This window comes from Planococcus circulans, from assembly GCF_020023385.1.
Classification (GTDB): domain Bacteria; phylum Bacillota; class Bacilli; order Bacillales_A; family Planococcaceae; genus Planococcus.
In genome coordinates, this window is record NZ_JAIQCL010000013.1 from 18,200 (window position 1) to 37,650 (window position 19,451).

The 19,451-nt window shown below is 44.1% G+C and carries 19 protein-coding genes; 2 read left to right on the forward strand and 17 right to left on the reverse strand.

The annotated features are described in order from the left end of the window. Positions 1-81: 81 nt before the first annotated feature. From K8U60_RS17055 to K8U60_RS17105, 11 genes are all read right to left on the reverse strand, one after another. Complete coding sequence (locus K8U60_RS17055; protein ID WP_223642988.1) at positions 82-936, reverse strand: ABC transporter permease; 855 nt, start codon at positions 934-936, stop codon at positions 82-84. After that, a complete protein-coding gene (locus K8U60_RS17060; RefSeq protein WP_263298723.1) occupies positions 933-1,931 on the reverse strand; it encodes an ATP-binding cassette domain-containing protein in 999 nt (332 codons plus the stop codon). Before K8U60_RS17060 ends, K8U60_RS17055 begins: the two co-directional genes overlap by 4 nt. Positions 1,932-2,249: 318 nt before the next feature. Then, positions 2,250-3,320 carry an ABC transporter ATP-binding protein gene (locus K8U60_RS17065; RefSeq protein WP_223642992.1) on the reverse strand — a complete coding sequence of 357 codons (1,071 nt, stop codon included), beginning with the start codon at positions 3,318-3,320 and terminating at the stop codon, positions 2,250-2,252. Next, the gene (locus K8U60_RS17070) at positions 3,317-5,059 is read right to left on the reverse strand and encodes an ABC transporter permease (RefSeq protein ID WP_223642994.1); all 1,743 of its coding nucleotides are present in this window, start codon (positions 5,057-5,059) and stop codon (positions 3,317-3,319) included. The genes K8U60_RS17065 and K8U60_RS17070 overlap by 4 nt, the downstream gene beginning before the upstream one ends. Positions 5,060-5,093: 34 nt before the next feature. Then, a complete protein-coding gene (locus K8U60_RS17075; RefSeq protein WP_223642996.1) occupies positions 5,094-6,122 on the reverse strand; it encodes an ABC transporter substrate-binding protein in 1,029 nt (342 codons plus the stop codon). A gap of 296 nt (positions 6,123-6,418) precedes the next feature. Continuing rightward, positions 6,419-7,687 carry a TRAP transporter large permease gene (locus tag K8U60_RS17080; RefSeq protein WP_223642998.1) on the reverse strand — a complete coding sequence of 423 codons (1,269 nt, stop codon included), beginning with the start codon at positions 7,685-7,687 and terminating at the stop codon, positions 6,419-6,421. Then, positions 7,684-8,184 (reverse strand): TRAP transporter small permease, encoded by a 501-nt coding sequence (locus tag K8U60_RS17085; RefSeq protein ID WP_223643000.1) that lies wholly within the window; start codon positions 8,182-8,184, stop codon positions 7,684-7,686. The genes K8U60_RS17080 and K8U60_RS17085 overlap by 4 nt, the downstream gene beginning before the upstream one ends. Before the next feature lie 37 nt (positions 8,185-8,221). Continuing rightward, positions 8,222-9,235 carry a TRAP transporter substrate-binding protein gene (locus K8U60_RS17090; protein ID WP_223643002.1) on the reverse strand — a complete coding sequence of 338 codons (1,014 nt, stop codon included), beginning with the start codon at positions 9,233-9,235 and terminating at the stop codon, positions 8,222-8,224. A 74-nt stretch (positions 9,236-9,309) separates the two neighbouring features. After that, on the reverse strand, positions 9,310-10,071 hold the full coding sequence (locus tag K8U60_RS17095) for an SDR family NAD(P)-dependent oxidoreductase (RefSeq protein ID WP_223643004.1): 762 nt from the start codon (positions 10,069-10,071) through the stop codon (positions 9,310-9,312). 90 nt (positions 10,072-10,161) lie between these two features. Beyond that, the gene (locus K8U60_RS17100) at positions 10,162-11,151 is read right to left on the reverse strand and encodes a transketolase family protein (protein WP_223643006.1); all 990 of its coding nucleotides are present in this window, start codon (positions 11,149-11,151) and stop codon (positions 10,162-10,164) included. Between the two features lies 1 nt (position 11,152). Then, positions 11,153-12,001, reverse strand: coding sequence for a transketolase (locus K8U60_RS17105; RefSeq protein ID WP_223643008.1), 849 nt, complete (start codon positions 11,999-12,001; stop codon positions 11,153-11,155). A gap of 223 nt (positions 12,002-12,224) precedes the next feature. Here K8U60_RS17105 and K8U60_RS17110 point away from each other — a divergent pair, with 223 nt between their 5' ends. Beyond that, complete coding sequence (locus K8U60_RS17110; protein ID WP_223643010.1) at positions 12,225-13,223, forward strand: LacI family DNA-binding transcriptional regulator; 999 nt, start codon at positions 12,225-12,227, stop codon at positions 13,221-13,223. Between the two features lie 308 nt (positions 13,224-13,531). Here K8U60_RS17110 and K8U60_RS17115 read toward each other — a convergent pair whose 3' ends face one another. Continuing rightward, a complete protein-coding gene (locus K8U60_RS17115; protein WP_223643012.1) occupies positions 13,532-13,855 on the reverse strand; it encodes an IDEAL domain-containing protein in 324 nt (107 codons plus the stop codon). Between the two features lie 461 nt (positions 13,856-14,316). Continuing rightward, positions 14,317-15,300, reverse strand: a complete 984-nt coding sequence (locus tag K8U60_RS17120; RefSeq protein ID WP_263298724.1) for a ketoacyl-ACP synthase III — start codon at positions 15,298-15,300, stop codon at positions 14,317-14,319. A 477-nt stretch (positions 15,301-15,777) separates the two neighbouring features. On the opposite strand from K8U60_RS17120, the gene K8U60_RS17125 reads away from it, so the two are divergent. Next, on the forward strand, positions 15,778-16,512 hold the full coding sequence (locus tag K8U60_RS17125) for a Bax inhibitor-1/YccA family protein (protein ID WP_223643104.1): 735 nt from the start codon (positions 15,778-15,780) through the stop codon (positions 16,510-16,512). A gap of 96 nt (positions 16,513-16,608) precedes the next feature. On the opposite strand, the gene K8U60_RS17130 is transcribed toward K8U60_RS17125, so the two are convergent. The 4 genes from K8U60_RS17130 to K8U60_RS17145 form a co-directional block, all read right to left on the reverse strand. Continuing rightward, complete coding sequence (locus K8U60_RS17130) at positions 16,609-16,761, reverse strand: hypothetical protein (RefSeq protein ID WP_223643014.1); 153 nt, start codon at positions 16,759-16,761, stop codon at positions 16,609-16,611. 105 nt (positions 16,762-16,866) lie between these two features. After that, the gene (locus K8U60_RS17135; protein ID WP_223643016.1) at positions 16,867-17,229 is read right to left on the reverse strand and encodes a hypothetical protein; all 363 of its coding nucleotides are present in this window, start codon (positions 17,227-17,229) and stop codon (positions 16,867-16,869) included. A 50-nt stretch (positions 17,230-17,279) separates the two neighbouring features. Then, positions 17,280-17,687 carry a hypothetical protein gene (locus K8U60_RS17140; RefSeq protein WP_223643018.1) on the reverse strand — a complete coding sequence of 136 codons (408 nt, stop codon included), beginning with the start codon at positions 17,685-17,687 and terminating at the stop codon, positions 17,280-17,282. 743 nt (positions 17,688-18,430) lie between these two features. After that, positions 18,431-19,198, reverse strand: coding sequence for a DUF4240 domain-containing protein (locus K8U60_RS17145; RefSeq protein WP_223643020.1), 768 nt, complete (start codon positions 19,196-19,198; stop codon positions 18,431-18,433). Between the last annotated feature and the right edge of the window lie 253 nt (positions 19,199-19,451).

The window sequence follows — 19,451 nt, forward strand, 5'->3', positions numbered from 1 at the left end:
ATCCGCATCAGCCTCCAGTATAGACTATTCAGTCAATACTGGCAGAGAAAAAGCATTCCATAATCACGTGTCACTCCCGCGTCATTTCTTATTCCGATAAAGATACATCGTGAGCGGTGCAAAAATAGCCGTCATGATAGCCGAAACCAGCAGAACACCGGCCACTTGCTGCCAGGTTCCCGTTCCATGCATAAATCCACGGACCGCTGTTGCCAGAATTGAAATGGGGTTGCTGTTTACAAATCCCTGAAGCCACGTGGGAAGCGTATCCGGTTCCACAAAGACATTGCTGATGAAAGTCAGCGGCATCAAGACAAGGAAACTGATCATCATCAATGATTTTTCCGAACGTACGATTAAACCGAAAGTCGTCCAAATCCATGAAAGGCTGAATGAAAAAATCAGCACCAGCACAATGGCAAAGCCGACACCCCATAGACCGCCCTCCGGCCTAAAGCCAAGCATCAATCCAAGTGCAATCATAATAATAGAAGCCATCGAGTAGCGGATAACATCCACCAGCAAAGCACCGATTAAGGCAGACGGCAGCCAAATCGGCAACGTCCGGAACCTGTCAAAGATGCCTTTTCGTATGTCGTTGTTCAGATCGATTCCTGTGTACATCGTAATTTGGGCAACAGTCATGACCAGTATGCCCGGCAGAAGAAACTGCAGATAGTCAGTGGTCGAGCCTGCGATGGCACCCCCGAAAAGATAAGTGAACATCAGCAGGAATATGATCGGAAATACGGTGACATCAAACATCTGTTCAGGAACATGTTTGATGCGCAATAAAGCACGTGATGCAAATGCCATCGTTGAGGACCAGGCATTCGGCGGCTCGGGCCTTGCACCTGAAGCAATCGCCTGCAGCAGCCGCTCATCGGTTCCTGTATCGGCCTTCATCGACTCGCGTGTTTGCAGATGGACAGTCATAAGATCTCCTCCCCGGAATCTTGTTGTTGCTCAGCAGACTGGCCTGTCAACGTCAGGAACACTTCGTCAAGGCTTGGACGTCCCAGTGAAAAATCACTGACTTCAATATGCTGTCGAGCAAATTCGGCCAGTGATTCTGCTACTAGTGCAGAATCATCAGCTTGAGCTGTCAATGAGGTGGAATCCGCACCTAGGCGAACGGATGCATCCAGCTTTTCTTCAAGTATCGTTCTGGCCCGGTGCTGGTCTTCGGCATGGACAAGTTGGACATTTAAAGTGCCACGGCCGACCGATGCCTTCAACTCACTGCTGGTACCTTCTGCGATGATTTTGCCGTGATGGATCACGCCGATCTGGTCCGCTAGCTGATCGGCTTCCTCCAAGTATTGCGTCGTCAGCAAAACCGTCGTCCCCGCACGGACCAGCGCACGGATGATATCCCAGACCTGGTTGCGGCTCCGGGGGTCGAGTCCGGTAGTCGGTTCATCCAAAAACAGTAAATCCGGTGTCACCACAATACTGGCCGCAATATCGATGCGCCGACGCATCCCACCTGAATAGTTTTTCACCTGACGTTTTGCCGCATGGTCCAGTCCAAAAGCTTCTAATAATTCAATTGCCCTGACCTTTGCCTGTCTGCGTGTATAGCCCATCAACCGGGCAATCAGCATCAGGTTCTCGATACCGGTCAAATCTTCATCGATCGAGGCGTACTGTCCTGTAAGGCTTATGCGCCTCCTGATAGCAGCACTGTCAGAAACCAAATCATGGCCAAAAACCCGGGCGCTGCCGGCATCAACCGGAAGCAGTGTTGCCAGCATCCGGATGGTGGTGGTTTTACCGGCTCCGTTCGGGCCAAGAAAGCCATAGACTGTCCCTTTTTGGATCGCCAGATCGACGCCATCGACCGCGCGCTCTTTGCCAAATACTTTCACCAACCCAGTCGCTTCAATGGCCCAGTCATTGCTTTGCAGGAACTTTTTGTCTTTCTTCAAAATCCTCACCTTCTTCTCTTGATTTAGGGTTACGTTATAGAATGGATTTTAAAGCGATTCCCCAGAAAAAATGATTATGTACGAACTGAATGACAGATATGCCTCTCCTCTCCACTCTACTTATTTCGTTTTCCTTTTGCCGCACCTGATTTCATATGACCTATTATACCAAACATTTGTTCTTATTAATAGTGGGAATAGTCAGTTATTTTTAAGTTAAGGGATTTTCGCAGCACTTCAACTTCTGTTACACAAAGTACCCATAACAAAAAGGCCAAATGCAAGTATTTTTGCATTTGGCCTTGAAGAAATTATTTATTAATTTGGAACGAGCGATTCATTCTGTATCGGGGCATTCTTCAACGAAATACCGACAACATCACCTGTATTAAACCGTGAGGCAAAAACCGATTCGTGGATGGTCCACGTCTCTTCCCCGACCTCTACCGTATAATGGATTTCATGGCCCTGATACTGGACAAAAGACACTACACCCTGCAGGCCATCATTTTCTGCAGACATCAGCAAAAACTGTTCCGGCCGAACAGGATAGATGCCGCTTTTCTTGAAGCTGTCTGCCACACCGAGGTCCGGCCAGACATTTTTCGGATCGATGGCCGGTACGAATCGGTCATTTTGCCATTGCCCTTTCACCAAATTGCATTTGCCGACAAACGTCGCAACGAATTCCGTCTCGGGGCGTGTATAAAGGACTTCCGGGGGCGCTATCTGCTCAATCCTGCCCTGGTTCATGACGACGATCTTATCCGCGATGGCCAGCGCTTCTCCCTGGTCATGCGTCACAAAAACGATGGAAGCTTCCGTTTCCCGGTGCAGTTTTTGGATTTCCTTGCGCATCTCCATGCGTAGCTCGACATCCAGCGCACTCAGCGGCTCGTCCATCAGCAGCAGATTCGGTAGCGGCGCAATGGCTCGCGCCAGTGCAACACGCTGCTTTTGGCCGCCTGAGAGCTCTGACGGGTAACGGTCGGCCAGCGCATCCAAGCCGACCAGCTTCAATACATCCCCGATCCGCTCCTGAAGTTCTTTTTTGCCTTCCTTGATTTTATTCGGATGGTAGCTGAGTGGAAATTTGACATGCTCCGCCACTGTCATATGCGGCCACAAGGCGAACGATTGGAACACCATGCCGATATTGCGCTTTTCAGGTGGCAGCACACGTTTTGTCGATGCCAGAACTTTATCGTCCATTTCGATGGTCCCGTCAGTCGGTCCCATAAAACCCGCCAGCAATTTCAATAAAGTTGTTTTGCCGCATCCGGAAGGACCCAGCACCGCAATAAACTCACCATCCTCGATTTCCAGGTCGATCGAATGGAGTGCAGTGAACGAACCGTATTTTTTTGATACATTATTCACTTTGATCATTTGGTTTTCAGCACCTTTCTGTCCCAAAGCTTGCCAAGCAGCATAAACAATCCACCACCGAGCAGAATGCCCAGCACCAATACAGTTGAAAACGCAGTTGAATAGGTGGAATAGCCCGCCTGCTCGTAGCCGAAGATCACAACACCGACCGTTTCAGAGCCGGATGACCACAACAAACTGGAGACCGTCAATTCAGTGAGCGCCATCAGAAACACCAGCAACGCCCCGCTGAGAATGCCTGGAAACAGCAATGGCAATAAAATCCGCCGCCACTTCACCCAGCCGACTGCGCCTGAAGTCCTCGCCGCCTCTTCCATGGAAGGGTCTATTTGAAGAAATGCAGTATAGCTCCCTCTGACCTGCAGCACCAGGAAACGTGTGGCATAAGCGATGAATAAGATCCATACGGTGCCATAAATTCCTGGATTCCATCCAGGAACCGGCTCCAGCCACATAAAGATCATACAAAGCGCAAACACCGTACCAGGCAGCGCAAACGGAATGGTCATGAAAAGCTCTGCGGCTTTCGTGCTCCAGTCCGGATGTTTAAAGCGCAGATAAGCCATGGCCGTCCCAAGCACTAAACACAACAGCATGGTGAAAAAAGCCAACTGCAGGCTATTCGATAATGCCGATAAAGGCTTGGAATCCGTCAAAAAGACGTATTCATAATTCCGCAACGATAAATTCTCCAGATTGAAAGGTACGCCGTAAGCCGAGATGAGCGATAAAGCCCCCATCGTGATCAGCGGCATCAAACTCGTTACCAACAGAAAAGTCCACAAGGAAATCTCCAACAACTTTTGCTTGCCGGCTGATAAATGGATGCGCGGCGTCGAATCACTTCTATTCGTCTCATTGACGCGGCTGCGGCGCAGCAGAAACCATTGGAATACCGTCCCGACCAACGCAATGACGCCTAGAATAACAGACAACACAGCCGCCCGCGAAAATGCGGAAGGGCCGAATCCGACAACCTGCTCGTAAATATAAGTGCTTAAGACCCGGATGTTCGCAGGTGTCCCGAGAAATGCAGGTATCCCGAAGTTATCCAGGTTCGACAGGAACGCAATCAACCCACCACTGGCAATGCCGGGCAGCGCCAAGGGCAAAACGACTTTCCATAACGCACGTTTTCTCGAAAGGCCGCTAGTTGCAGCTGCTTCTTCCAGTTCACGCGGAATTTTCCGGAATACGTTGACGGTAAACAAATACACTAGTGGATAATGCGATATTCCAAGCAGCAGGATAATGCCGCCGATACTGTATAAATTCGGCGCTTCCAGACTACCCGGCAGCCAGGACAGCATCGCGTTCACCGGACCGGAAGCGCTGAAAAACTGTGTCCAGGCCAACGTTGTAATATAGGAAGGAATGACGAATGGCAGGAAGATGAAGAGTTGCATCGCCCTTTTTCCGCTCAGCTGGACATAAGCGACAATCCAGGAAAAGAAGACGCCAAGCGCCAGCGCCAGGATTGTCGATCCCGCTACGATGACCAAGGTATTCTGCACCGTCTTCCAGGTCGCGGGCTCTCTCAGGATTTCCGTGTAATATTGCAGCGTCACCGCGCCGTCATCTACAAAACTCAGAAAGACGAGCCGCAGCACCGGCAGCAGGAAAAACACGAAAATCACCAGCAGACCGATCACTTTATAGATGCTATTTTTTTGAAAAAAGAGAGAAAAAGAGGAATCCCTCTTCTTTCTCTCTTCAACCATTGGCTGTTTTGCTGTCATATCGGTAACTCCTCGCATCGAAATTCAAGTTGATCTATTGTCCGAAAATCTGTCCGAATTGTGCTTTGTCTTCATCACGTGTTTCCAACAATTCAACTGCTTCTGCATCGAGAATGGTCATCTCATCCAATGTCTTCAGACCTTCTGGTGCTTCGACCCCTTCACGGATCGGTGTATAGCCCAGCTCAGAAGCTAATTGCTGACCTTCTTCTGAAAGAATGAAATCAACAAACGCTTTCGCTGCTTCTTCATTTTCAGTATTGGCCATAATGCCTACCGGCTCTGTAATGACCGGGACGCCTTCTTCCGGATAAACCAATTCGACCGGAGAACCGTCACTCTTAGCGCGTGCCGCCAAATAATCGACGATCATGCCGTAATTCTTTTCGCCTGTCGCCACACTTTCCAGCACAGCTCCATTCCCTTGCGTAATCGTAATATCATTGGCACGAAGCGATTCGTAGAATTCCCAGCCGAGGCCGTCCTGGCGAGTCATTACGCCCAGGTTATAGGCGGCTGCACCGGAGTACAATGGACTCGGCATGACTGCCTGTCCGCTAGTCGCTTCATCAGTGAGGATGCTCCAGCTGGTCGGAACATCTGTCACTTCATTGGTGTTGACGATTAGGCCTGTTGCCATAATTTTGGTGCCAGCATAAGTGCCGTCCGGATCAACAAATGCTTCGTCGATGGCTTCTGCTTCAGGCGATTCGTACGCCAGCAGTAGCTCTTCTGCCTTGAAATTCTCGAAAGTCACTGAATCGGCCACCAACAGAACGTCTGCTTGAATATTGCCGCCTTGGTTTTCCGCCTGGATTTTCGAGACGACTTCTTCAGTACCTGAACGGAAAATGCTGACATCCACTTCTGGATTCTGTTCTTTAAAAGCATCCACCAAAGCCTGTGCATCCGCGTCCGGCTGAGACGTATAGAAATCAAGGGTACCGGAGACGCCCTCTCCATTTTCTGCAGGTGCCGTTTCCGTCGCGATGTCATCGCCGCCGCATGCCGCTAAAAATGCCGCGAGGCACAATGATGCCGAACCAAAAAAGATTTTCTTCATATCAATTCCCCCTCATTTTTTGTTACGGCCTTTTTGTACTTATTATGTAAAGACTCTCGATAAGTATAGAGCTGAATTATGAAGCCATTGTTAAGCTGGTATTAAGAAATATTATTTCGTGCTGGTAGAGCGCTTTCACTTTATGCGGTACAGTATCCACGTACATTAATTCTTCTAGTTATTGCCTTATATAGCAACTATAATTTGTCCGGCTGGTGAGGTCAAATATAAGTTGGGGAAATATTTTGACTAGACGAGAAAACCGCTCTTTCAAATTTGAAAGAGCGGCAAAGGATCTATACCAAAAATAAGGACATGTCTGGAAATAGAATGATAATTGCCAAACTGATTAGCATAACCACAAAGAATGGGATAACAGCCCTCACCAAGACCGGCATACTCAACCCTGAAATTCCTGATCCCACGAACAAATTAACTCCTAAGGGGGGAGTGATGAATCCAATTGACAGAGTGATAATCATCACAATACCAAAATAGATGGGATCCAAACCAATTTCAATTGCAATCGGCAACAATATTGGTGTAAAAATAATCACTGCGGCCGAAGTATCGAGGAAACATCCAATCAGCAACAGTAACAGGGTAATCAATAAGACGATTACAAAAGTATTAGAGGAAAGGGCAAGGAATGCGTCGGCCAGAGCTTGCGGAATTCTCTCCATCGTCAATATTGTTCCAAAAGTATTGGCTGTGCCGATAATAATTAAAATAGCCACGGAACTGACTGCTGCATCGGCAATAATCTTTGGGAAATCCTTGACCTTAATTTCCTTATGCAGAACCAGCCCTACAAAAGCCGCATATACAACGCCGATTACAGCAGCTTCTGTCGGGGTGAAAATACCCGAGTAAATTCCTCCCAATATAATGATCGGCACCAACAACGACCATTTCGCACGATTAAGGGCAGCAACCATTTTCTTCACTGTAAAAACTTCATCTGAACCCCTGAAGTTTTTCTTTTTAGAATAAAAATAGGACCAGACCATTAAAGTAACGCCAATGAAAATGCCGGGTACTATACCAGCCATGAACAAATCGCCAATTGATTGATTCCCGGATATGCCATACAGTACCATTGGAATACTTGGCGGAATAATAATGCCAAGGGATCCTGCGGTGACAATTAATGCAGTGGCAAATTTCTTATCATAACCTTGAGCTACCATAGCGGGAATCATGATTCCCCCGACTGCTGCTACAGTTGCGGGCCCTGAACCTGAGATAGCCGCAAAAAACATGCATGTCAGAACCGCCGCCATTGCAAAGCCTCCTGTAAAACGCCCGACGAATACATTAGCTAAATCAAAGAGTCGTAATGAAATGCCCCCTTTCCCCATTATTTCTCCAGCCAGAATAAAAAAAGGAATAGCCATTAAAGCAAAGTTGTCTGTAGACGTCACTAGTCCTTGAACAAGAAATGTGATGGAAATATTGGTGGAGTAAACAGCGGTGATCAATCCCGCTAAACCAAGAGCTATCCCGATGGGCACGGTGAGGATCATAAATAAAAAGAAACTTCCAAATAACACAAATGCAGTCATATGATTTCCTCCCGCGACTTATTATCGTTCAACATTCTTAATGCTTTGATTTGATGAAGAGTTTTCTGTAGAAGACGCAGCATCGTCAGAATCATACCGGCCACAGGAGCCGCATAAACCCAACCCATTGGCAATTGCAAAGCCGCGGACTCTCTTGTAATTCTCAGCACGATATCAAAACCGAAATAAATGACAACAGCAGAGAAAACAAGGAATGAAACATTCGCGATAATTGCCAATATGATTTTCCCTTTTTCCTGAAACAGTTCGGAGAATGCATCTACTCCAAGATGCTTCCCTTTTTTCACTCCATAACTAACCCCAATATAAATCATCCAAATAAAGGCGTACCGCGCAATCTCTTCTGACCAGGTCAAAGAACTGCTTAGGACATAACGCATAAACACTTGTCCGAAAATAACCACTACAGTAAAAGTGCTGAGAGCAATCAGCAAGTACTCCTCAAGATGTTCATCCAACCATTTAATCATCTTCATCAAATCCACCCCTTGCAAAATGAGTTGGCTCCCGCCTTTATTTGTCCGGATCATTTTCCAGCGCTCTTAGTATTTGGTCAACCAGTCGATCGCCGAATTCTGCTTTGAACTCTTCCTGAACTTGAGATGCTGCTTTTTTGAAACTTTCCGTTTCCGTCTGAATGATTTCCATTCCACCCGCCTGCAATTCCTCCACCATGCTTTCCTCGTTGGTTTGGACCAGCTCACGGTGGAATTGTGCTGCCTGTTGAGAGCTTTCCTTTATCAATTGCTGGTTTTCTGCTGACAGGTCATGCCAGAACTCGTCACTGATTGCTACAGGTAAAGGCATGTATTGATGCCCCGTTAAATTCAGGTAATCCTGCACTTCCTGAAATTTACTGGCATATATATTCGCTATGGGATTTTCCTGAGCGTCCACAGTTCCCTGTTGAAGTCCCATATAAAGCTCACCAAATGCCATAGGTGTCGGATTTGCTCCAAATGCTTTAAACGTACTCAATGATAGAGGGAATTCAGGCGTCCTGATCTTCAGTCCGGCTAAGTCCTCTTGCGTTTTTATAGGCCGATTTGAAGTGACATGGCGAAACCCATTTTCAAAGTACGTAAGTATTCTTAAATTATTCTCCAAGAATAGCTCAGCCACTTCTTCTCCCACTTCTCCATCCAATACATTCCAAGCCTGCTCCCGTGTTTCAAATAAATAAGGCAACTCAAACACGCTTATTCTCTGATCATATTGGCTGAAAGCACTGGCAGCCACCATCTGCAGATCATTGAATGTCACACTTTCAATCATTTCAGCCTCGGATCCAAGCTGCTCACTTGGAAATACTTCGACTTTGATCTGTCCATTCGATTTTCTTTCCACCAGTTCCTTGAATTTCATTACAGCCAAATGCCTTTCGTTCGTCTCTGCAGAGCCATGTCCAAATCTGATTGTGATGATTTCATCAGATTCAACTATATGGTCCGAAGTAAAAACAGCGATACCGATACTGACCGCCAATGCCACTGTAACGATAATCATGAAATTGCGGAATTTCTTCATCCTCTCACCCCTCAGTGCAAAGCAATTATTATCGCTTTAGATGATAGCGGTTACATTTTTTTGTCGATCATCGATCAATCGATGTGGGAACCGCCATTGATATCCAATTCTTCTCCAGTTATATAACTGGCACCTTCAGAAACAAGGAACGTGATGGAGTTGGCAACGTCATCTACACGACCGATTCTTCCAGCTGGAATCTCTTTTCTAATTTCAGCTTTCTTTTCCTCAGTCAGCATATCTCCTGTAATATCCGTTCCTCCAATAAGCCCTGGTGCCACTGTATTGCAGGTAATTCCAAATTCCGCCATTTCTCTTGCAACAGCTTTTGTAAAACCGGTTACACCCGCTTTTGCTGCAGAGTAATGAGACCCACCAAAAATTCCGCCTCCGCGCTTTCCAGAAACTGAACTCAAGTTAACAATTCTGCCATAGCCTTCTTTTTTCATATGCGGAAGGACAGCCTGTGTCAGGAAAAAGACACCTTTCATATTTATGTCAAAAACCAAGTCCCATTCTTTCTCTTCAATATCAATCACTCTTGTCGGTCGTGAAATTCCTGCGTTATTAACGAGAATATCAATTTTTCCGAACTTCTCTATCAACTGAGTGATACTTTTATCAATCTGCGCTTTGTCAGTCACATCCAATTTCACTGAATGCGCTTTTCCGCCCGTTGATTTAAGATCCTGGACCGCTAGTTCCAGACCTTCTTCATTAATATCCGCTAAAATCACTGTAGCTCCGCGTTTACTCAATTGCTTGGCGGTTTCCTTGCCAATACCTTTTTCAGAACCTGCTCCTGTAATTAATGCAACTCTATTGTCGAAATTCATTTTTTTCCAACTCCCAATTCATTTTATTTTTAAAAGAAGCAACCACCTTTTGAAAAAGGTGGCCACTCACTAGGTAATCGGCAAGAAGCTTTATTTAATCAATTCCTTGGCAACTGATGCAATGCCTTCGCCGTCAAGTTTATAATGCTTGTAAAGATGATATGGTTTTCCGATAAGCGAATACTCATCATAAAAGCCATGGCGCTTGAATTTGCATTGTGCATCAGACTCCATAAGGACTTCCGCGACAGCACTGCCCAAACCACCTTGAATATTATGTTCCTCAACTGTCAGGATCGCTCCAGTTTCTTTTGCAGCAGTTATGACCGCTTCTGTATCCATCGGTTTAATGGTATGCATATCAATCACCCGAGCTGAAATCCCTTCAGCCGAAAGCTGATCAGCTGCTTTCAATGCTTCACCAACTTCAATTCCACAAGCAATAATCGTTATATCGGTTCCATCAGTTAGAATATTGGCCTTGCCTATTACGTTTTGTACCCGTTCTTCGTCTTTTTGATAGACGGGTTCTTCACGTCCACGGCTGACTCTGAAATAAATTGGTCCCTGATACGTTTTGACGGATTCTTCAACCATCTCTGCCATAGCTACACCATCAGCCGGAGAAATAACCGTCATATTCGCCATCGAACGCGTAATTGCAATGTCTTCTGTTGCGTGATGTGATGAGCCGTAGAAGCCCATAGCTATACCAGTGTGCGTGCCGATCAATCGGACATTCAAATTCGGATATGCCACTGCAGTTTTGATGTTTTCAGCAGCCAACACGCCGAGAAATGACGCATAGGTAGCAACAAATGGTATTTTGCCTGTTGTTGCAAGTCCGGCAGCAGCCGTCACCATATTCTTTTCTGCTAAACCGAAATTGAAGAAGCGTTCCGGAAACTCTTTGCCAAAGTCATATAATCTCGTTGGTTTCCCAAGATCAGCACAAAGCGCAACGATCTCCGGATGGTCATTACCTAATTTCGCCAGAGTTGCACCTGCTGTCAGCTGTTTTGACATCTCTAAGCTTTTGAATAATTCCCAAGTATCTTCGTGAAATGTATGTGTTGTCATATTAGTTGCCTCCTTCAATTTCTGCAATCGCTTTTTTGATATCATCTTCGCCCAGGTTAGCTACATGCCATTCGAATCCATGCTCCATGAAAGAAACCCCTTTACCAGCGACTGTGTCACAAAGAATCATAGTTGGTACATCAGATTCCACCGGAGGCAGGTTTTCAAATACTTCAATCAATGCTTCCACATCGTGGCCATCGACATCAACGACATTCCACCCAAAGCTTTCCCATTTATCTTTAATCGGATTAACATTCATCAATTCTTCCGTTACTCCGTCCACCGTTACTTTGTTGTTATCCACTATTGCTACAAGATTGCCGAGTTTAAAGCTGGCTGCACTCATGGCGGCTTCCCAAACCTGGCCTTCCTGCAGTTCCCCATCACCCATCAGGATGAAGCTTCTGTATTTTTCTTCATCTACACGTGCCCCTAAGGACATTCCCACACCTACCGACAAACCGTGCCCAATAGATCCAGAACTGAAGTCAATTCCTTTTATCTTATTCATATCAGGATGATCGCCGAAAGCGCTTCCTAACTGTGTATACGTATCCAGTTCCTTTTTCGGGAAAAATCCAACATCGGCCAAAATCGGATAAACACCCACCGCTGAATGGCCTTTCCCCATAACAAAACGGTCTCTGCTTTTCCATTGGGGATTTTTCGGATCGTAGTTCAATACATGGTAATAAAGTGTCGAAAAAATTTCAGAACTGGAGAAGGACGATCCATAATGCCCGCTTTTTGCATATGAGATCAAACGAATTGTTTCCAGCCTTGACATTTTTGCTTTTTCTTTTATTAACTCTACTTTGTCTGTGGTCGTTGAAAATAAATTTGTCATCGTAATTCCTCCTATTGGTTAATCGTTTTACCAAGCACCTCAAATAATAATGTGTAAGCGCTTTTTTGTCAACTCAATATTCTGATTTTTCTTGCGAAATCAATTAAAAAATTTATTTTATCCAGCAAAACCTCTGTTCTCTGGGGTTTGCTATAAAGATTTAAGTGAGATAAAATTAACTTACAGGATTTACGGTAAATGGTTTTACTAAGGAGGCGATAGCTTGAAGATTACGATGAAGGATATTGCAAAAGAAGCGAATGTATCCGTAGCCACTGTTTCTCATGTGGTAAATGGAACCAAACATATTACAGAAGAAAAACACAAAAGAATTATGGATATTATCCGTAAATATAATTACATCCCGAACTCTACTGCTAAAAATCTCAGAAAAAAAACAACTATGACTGCTGGCCTTGTCGTTTCCAGTTTTCCGGATTCATTTGTGACGGAAATGGTATACGGTATTGAAGAACGGGCAAGAGAAATGGGTTACAACCTCTTACTGGTCAATACCAATGAGAATCGGGATTACGAAGAAGAAACAGTGAATCTATTGTATTCAAAAATGGTGGACGGCATCATCCTGTCTCCAACTTCGAACGATATTGACTATTTAAATGCCTATACTGAAAACGGATTTCCGATTGTTCTTGTGAACAGATCCAGTCCAGTCGTAAAAAATGCACCGAGCGTCACCGGTGACAATTTCCAAACAGGCTACGATGCTACTACGCACCTCATAAAGCATGGACATAAAAATATCGGCTTTATCTATGCAGTTCCGGACGTATCGACTACTAACCATCGGATTGACGGGTATAAAACAGCATTGGCACAAGCAAATTTGCCATTCAACGAAGATTTACTTGAACTTGGGTTTGCTACTGTTAATGGGGGAGCCAATGCCGTTAGATCTTTACTGGCAAGAGAAAAAGACATCACGGCATTGTTCATTCAAAATGACTTGATGCTGGTCGGCGTCATTTCGAAGCTGCGCGAGCTGTCCATCAAAATTCCGGAAGATATCGCTTTAATTGGATTCGGTGATTTTGCTTCGTCCACTATAATCGATCCACCTATCACCAACATAGTCCTGCCTCCGGAAACCATCGGCAGAACTTCCTTTGACGTCCTGATGAGTAAAATCAACAATCCTGATTACTCGAAACATATTGAACTGCCTCCCACTCTTATTGTGAGAAAGTCATGTGGCTGTTGAAGCAATAAAATTTTTTCAATATAAAAGGAGTCTGACATTTTGCTGTCAGACTCCTTTTATATCTTCATAAGCAACGCAATTATGGCCAATTATCGATGGACGTAAAATTTTCAGTGGTCTTGTCGATGCTTTTCTTTCAATAACTGCATATCGAAAAATGCCAAATAAACTCCGTACCCTAAAAGCGCCGCTGGGAAATGGATTTGCCACCTGTAAAAAACACAAAAAATAGCACCTCTTCCGCATGTCCAGGTGTTGAAAACCTAGCGGATGGGTGCTATTTCTGTATTCGTCAGTAGAGTCTAATCTTAGTTGACTGTTTCTTTCTTGGTGTTCAATTGAGCGGATAGCTCCTGGAACCATTCTTTATCGTCGGTAGCGAGTGCCAAATCGATCAGGAAGCCCAGTTGTGCAGCGTCTTTCGTATCCGACTCCGGAATGCTTTCCACTTGGTGCACTGACATAGGAATGGTCATACCGATCATTTCTACATTATCGCTTTCCACAACCGTGACGTTCACGGCTTCTTTAAGGACATTCATGGAATCGATGAAACCGATAATCAGCTCGTCGTGGCGGGATTTGCCTTTCACCCAATCACTTGTTTTCAAAATCGTTTTATTCGTACCCATATCTATGCACCTTCTTTATATTATTTATCAATCATTGATAGCGTTCCAAATCCATTATTGCGGCTTACTCTCCCTGTTTCCCTAAACAATTAACGGCAAACACAATCTGCAGAATTTTTAAAGCTTTTTCATAGCAGCACTTGCTTCAGAAGGTTTTACACTTGAAGAGAAATGCCGCTGACAAAACCTTGAAAACTTGCTGCTAAGTCCAATTCTACGGTTCTGTATCCGCTATTACAATTTATTTGCCTCAAATTCGAGATAACTGAGATTCAGGTATATTGTGAAAATTATTAGAAGTCTCCCAGGCACATTTCCTTAATGATCAAACAAACCTTTCTTTATCAAAGCAGCAAAAAAACACCTCCACATTGCCACTATTAAATCATCTGGCATTAGAGGTGTTTCTGCTTATCTCATCCAATTAATTCAAGCCAATTTATCATCAAAGGATACTAAGGTCAAATCGACCAATTAACCAGCATTCCCGCATGCGTCAAACCGCCGCCAAATCCATAGAGCAGCAATTTATCACCGGATTTGATTTTGCCTTCCCGCACCCCTTTGTCCAATGACAAAGGAATCGAAGCAGCAGACGTATTGCCGTAATATTCAAGGCTGTAAATTGTCCGCTCCAGCGGAAGGGCATTTCTGCTGCAGATCGACTCGATAATCCGCAAATTGGCGCTGTGTGGTACAAACCAATCCACCTGATCCGTTTCGAATCCGGCTTTTTCCATCAACGCCTTCATCCCTTTTGGAACGGTATTAACCGCCCATTTGTAGACCTCACGTCCATTTTGATTAACAAAACCGTTTACGGCCAATTCGTTTCCGAACATGCTGGTGGAAAGGTCCGTGCAGTACAGATTATGGGCCAATTCTCCATTCGTTCCCATATGGTACTCGATAAAGCTCGGCTTTTCTTCATCGTATTCCACAAGAACCGCTCCGCCACCGTCGCCAAATAAGATACAGGTCGACCGGTCACCGTAATCCAGGATCTTGGAGAAGGTTTCTGCTCCGATCACCAAAATCTTTTTGTTCAAACCGGCCGTGATCAAACCATTTGCCATATGAAGTCCGTAGGTAAATCCGGAGCAAGCCGCATTCAAATCGATGGCCCCGGTGTTTTTTATGCCGAGCTTTGCCTGGACAAGCGCAGAGACACTCGGCGTCTTAAAATCGGGTGTCATCGTACAGACGATGATCATATCCACATCGTCAAGCGACTTCCCATAGCGTTCCATTAAGTTTTCGGCAGCTTTAATGCTGATATCACTGGTGAATTCAGTATCCGCAGCGATCCGACGTTCTCTTATCCCGGTTCGTTGGACAATCCACTCATCGTTGGTTTCAACTAATTCCTCTAAACGGCGATTGGTCAGCCTCTTTTCAGGTACATATGATCCGATGGCTGTAATTCTGGCTTTTGAAATGTTCATGTGTATCGCCCCTTCATGATGTTCTCGCCCTATTCTACCATCAACTATTAGTATTAGGTACTAATTTAGATGGTTTAAGAAGTTTTTTTAAAAAGATTAAGCTTTTTGTCATCAGCAGAGGATAAAAATTAAATTCTCATTTACTAAAGCAAAAGTTTAGTAATTCTTAAGCCAAATTAATAATTAGCATGTAGAAAAAAAAAGCCAAAAAGTATGGTCACCAGGCACAATTTGATATTCTGCAAGCCATTCAACCGACTGTTGCCGGTCAGTCAACCTTTGCGGAAATCGGATTGGAAGCTTTCTGTTTGTACTGTGTTCAAGTAAAAACTTTATTGCAAGATCCGGTCCTCTGTTGTCACGACTTTCCTCCCTTGTTCTGTTCAACACCGGCAATCGAGGCTGATTCTTCGTATATTTCTTCTGGCTGAAAGGATATAATGGAACCTGCTACGAGAAAATTGCGAGGTGAAAAAGTTGAGAAGTGGAAATCCAAGTTTGAAAGCTGACTCATTCAAAAATTACAAAGACACTGATACCGGACGGAGAATGACCATTCAAGGCACGGTCAACAAGACATTCATTTTGCTTTTGTTGCTGCTCGTGACATTCGTCTATTCCTGGAATCAGTTCGTCGAAAGTCCGGGCAGCGTATTGCCGTTGATCCTAGTTGGAGCAATCGGAGGCCTTCTCATTGGCTTGATCACAATTTTCGTACCGAAAATTTCACCTTTTACAGCGCCGATCTATGCGCTGCTGCAGGGATTATTTCTCGGTGCGGTGTCCGCCCAGTATGAAGCCCAATACGGCGGCATTGTCTTCCAAGCTGTGCTGATCACGATTGGTGTATTGCTGAGTTTATTGCTCATTTATAAATCCGGCCTCATCAAAGTGACGCAAAACTTCAGGCTCGGCGTTGCCGCTGCCACAGGTGCCATCTTCGTGGTATACCTGATTTCTTTTGTGGGCAGATTTTTCGGTTTTGAAATCCCGCACCTCCATGAGTCGACACCGCTTGGCATTGGTATCAGTGTGGTCATTGTCATTGTTGCCGCGCTGAATCTGGTATTGGATTTCGACTTTATCGAGAATGCAGCCGAAAGGCAGGTACCGAAATACTTCGAATGGTATGGAGCATTCGGCTTGCTGGTGACATTGGTCTGGCTTTATCTCGAAATTCTCCGCCTATTGTCCAAAATACGCAGCAGATGACCAGGAACGTCCTTCGGGGCGTTTTTTTAGTTACATGACAAAAAACCGCATCCTGAAAACCGGAGCGGTTTCAGGATGCGGCTGTTTCACCTATTGTTATTTTAAAGCATTGCGTGTCTTGTCCGTTTTAATGGCGGCCTGTTTTTCCATTTTATATTCCTTGTAGCCATTGATAAACTCCTCATAAACTTCCAAATACGTTTTTGTAGTACGGTCCATTCTTTTTTCTTCCTTCATCATTACAGTCATCTCATTCATCCTCCTTGGTAGTGTTCTTCCTCATCATGGTTTGTATGCGTGCAGTCCTAAGACGTTGAGCAAAGCTTCTTTTCCTTTTTTGTTCTTCATGATTCTTCAGGGTATGAATTTCTCACTGGTGGATTCCCGGTGATAAGGCGTGATGTAAAAAAGGTCCTTCGGACTCCATTTGGATATGTGGTACAGGTTTTGGAAAACTTCTGGCGTAATTTCATAGCGCTGCAGGCCATTCGGCAACGCTTGGGCTTTATCAGGTGCCTGCTCCAGCTTCATCTCGTCGATATCAACCCATACCGTCTCAATTTCCGTCTGTTCGCCATTTTCTTTTTTGACGGAAACTTCTTTTGTCAGACGAGCAAACAGGGTGATAAAAGCCGTTTCTTCTTCAATATGCACGTCTTTGGATCTGAGAAAAAAATACTCAATCGCCTGTTCTGTCAATTGTACTTTCTGCCCCACACTCACTTCTCTCCTTTAAGCCAAGAAATAGCCCGAATTCCCCTAATTCCTTACTCTTTCTCAAGTGCGCCAAGTGCTCCGGAAAGCCGCTCAGCAAAATCTTCGAGAGGTTCCTGTGAGGCTAATCGAAGGCAATGTATCCCACGTTCCATGGACAGTTTCTGTGAATAGCTTGTCGGAAATGAAATCGGATGCCCGATAAATGCCTTCATGAAAATAGGCAGTTCCCCGTGAAGCAAATAGACTTCCGCCTGATTAAATGCTTCCCGATCATCGCTTGATAGTCGGCTAAAAACATTCAGGTCCAGTGACCAACTGACATATACGTCAGGTCTTTTCTCCACTTGGATCGTCCGTTTCTTTGCCAACTGCCAAGCACCGTCCAAGAATTCCATTTCCGAACCTAAAATTTTTTTTGCTTTCTTATTTTTTAATGCCAGTGAATCTGTTCCAATCATTTTAAACACCCCTTAAACTCTTTTCAACTAATCTTCTGGCTAATTAGACAGTGACCTCAATTACAATGATCTTTTGCTTTTAACTGCTGACGGTCTCGGAAATAAGCAACGTTGGTTTGTTGCATAAATTTTCACTCCAATAAAAAGAGAGATAAAAGTATTCTGAATATTAAATATATAATATTCAACTATATTGCTTACTAGTTCAGTTTTATTCTTCTTTAAAACTAAAAAATACAACCAAATCGCTTATTTCCAATACAATTAGACTAGTTTATACTCCAAAAGATGTAAAGCCTTTTACAATATTCTTTTAATTCAGAAAATAATAATGCTATTCTTATATATTTTATTTTTTATTTAAATGTATTAAAATTAATTTAAGTGCATGAACACTCTTATCTTTGTACTTAATGAAGGCGGTTTTCACTTTTGAAAAATGCATCACTCTAAACGAAAATTCACATGAGAAAACAGAAATAACTTACTTTGCTTCGCTCTTGTTACAGAGAGAAAGATCTTCAATAAAATATCGACCTGAGTTTTTCAATGCAAAAAAGAGAGGATCTCCTAGCTTTGGCATCCTCTCTTTTTAAAAATCCATGATTCAGTTTGCACTTCTTCAATAATTATTACCATGAGATAAGTTTTCCATATCCGCAATGTTTTACTAAAATAAGGAAGATGCCAAATTATTTTTATTGATTTCACCTGTTTTTTTCATTTTGAGCGTCCAGCAGATTTTATCCTAAAGGCGCCTCCCCATATAATTTCCACAACAGCGGAAATTTCTGTCGCAGAGTTTCCTTACCTTCTTCCCAGTCCGGCTGATCATCATCGTCCCCTGACATCTCCCAATACAAATCCAGGTATGTGTCTTGATCCGAACCGGTCTTTTCTTCAAACGCCAAACTGGCAGCATACAGCAAATCTTCAAATTCCGGTACGTCCTCCTCCAGTTCGTCCAAATACGGAATCAAGCTTTCTGGATTGCGAATGGCTTCTACATACGCTTCTTTTCCCAGATACAGGAGCCACGCCCGGAAATAGTCGAAAGAATCATTTGAACAACTGCCCATGATGATAAAGGCTGCCGCCCATAAATCCGACGTATAGGATTTAGCATACTGTTGGTTGAAATGGGTACTAAACCGGATAATGTCCTCCACCGATTTTCTAGCCAACTTGCCAACCAGCCATTCCATCTGCTGCTCCAAACCGTCTCTTTTGTAATGCGCCATGTCCAGCAGTCCCCAAAACTGCCCTTCTGTCATCCCGCTTCCTTGCAGTTCTTCTTCCTGCTTCTCAACTTCCTGATAGCCTTTCTTCAACTTTGATTCAATCAGCCTGTTCGCTTCCTTCAGACAATGCTCTTCAGAAGAGAATTCTTTTGTGTTTACGGAGCCGCCAGTTCCGATCTTCCCGTACGAAACGATAAAAATAGTGCCTTGCGCTTTTATTTTCCAGAATTTATTGGAGTAGGCGGTAATGCAAACCAGTGATTTTTCCATTTTGAGTTCCCTCTTTTACCTGAATTTTCGTCGATGCTTTTACTCCACTTAAATGACTAATAATTTAGTATTATTACAAAAATCATTCTATTTACTTTATACTAGTACACATGGCAATTATAGATGCTCTATTCAACACTTAAGAAAGGAGGCTGGTTTTTCTTCCGATAAAAGCATTTATTTCTTCCATGATTTATTATTTTAACCCTTCACATGTACATATGTATCGAAATTCCCTTGATTTTTAGCTGTT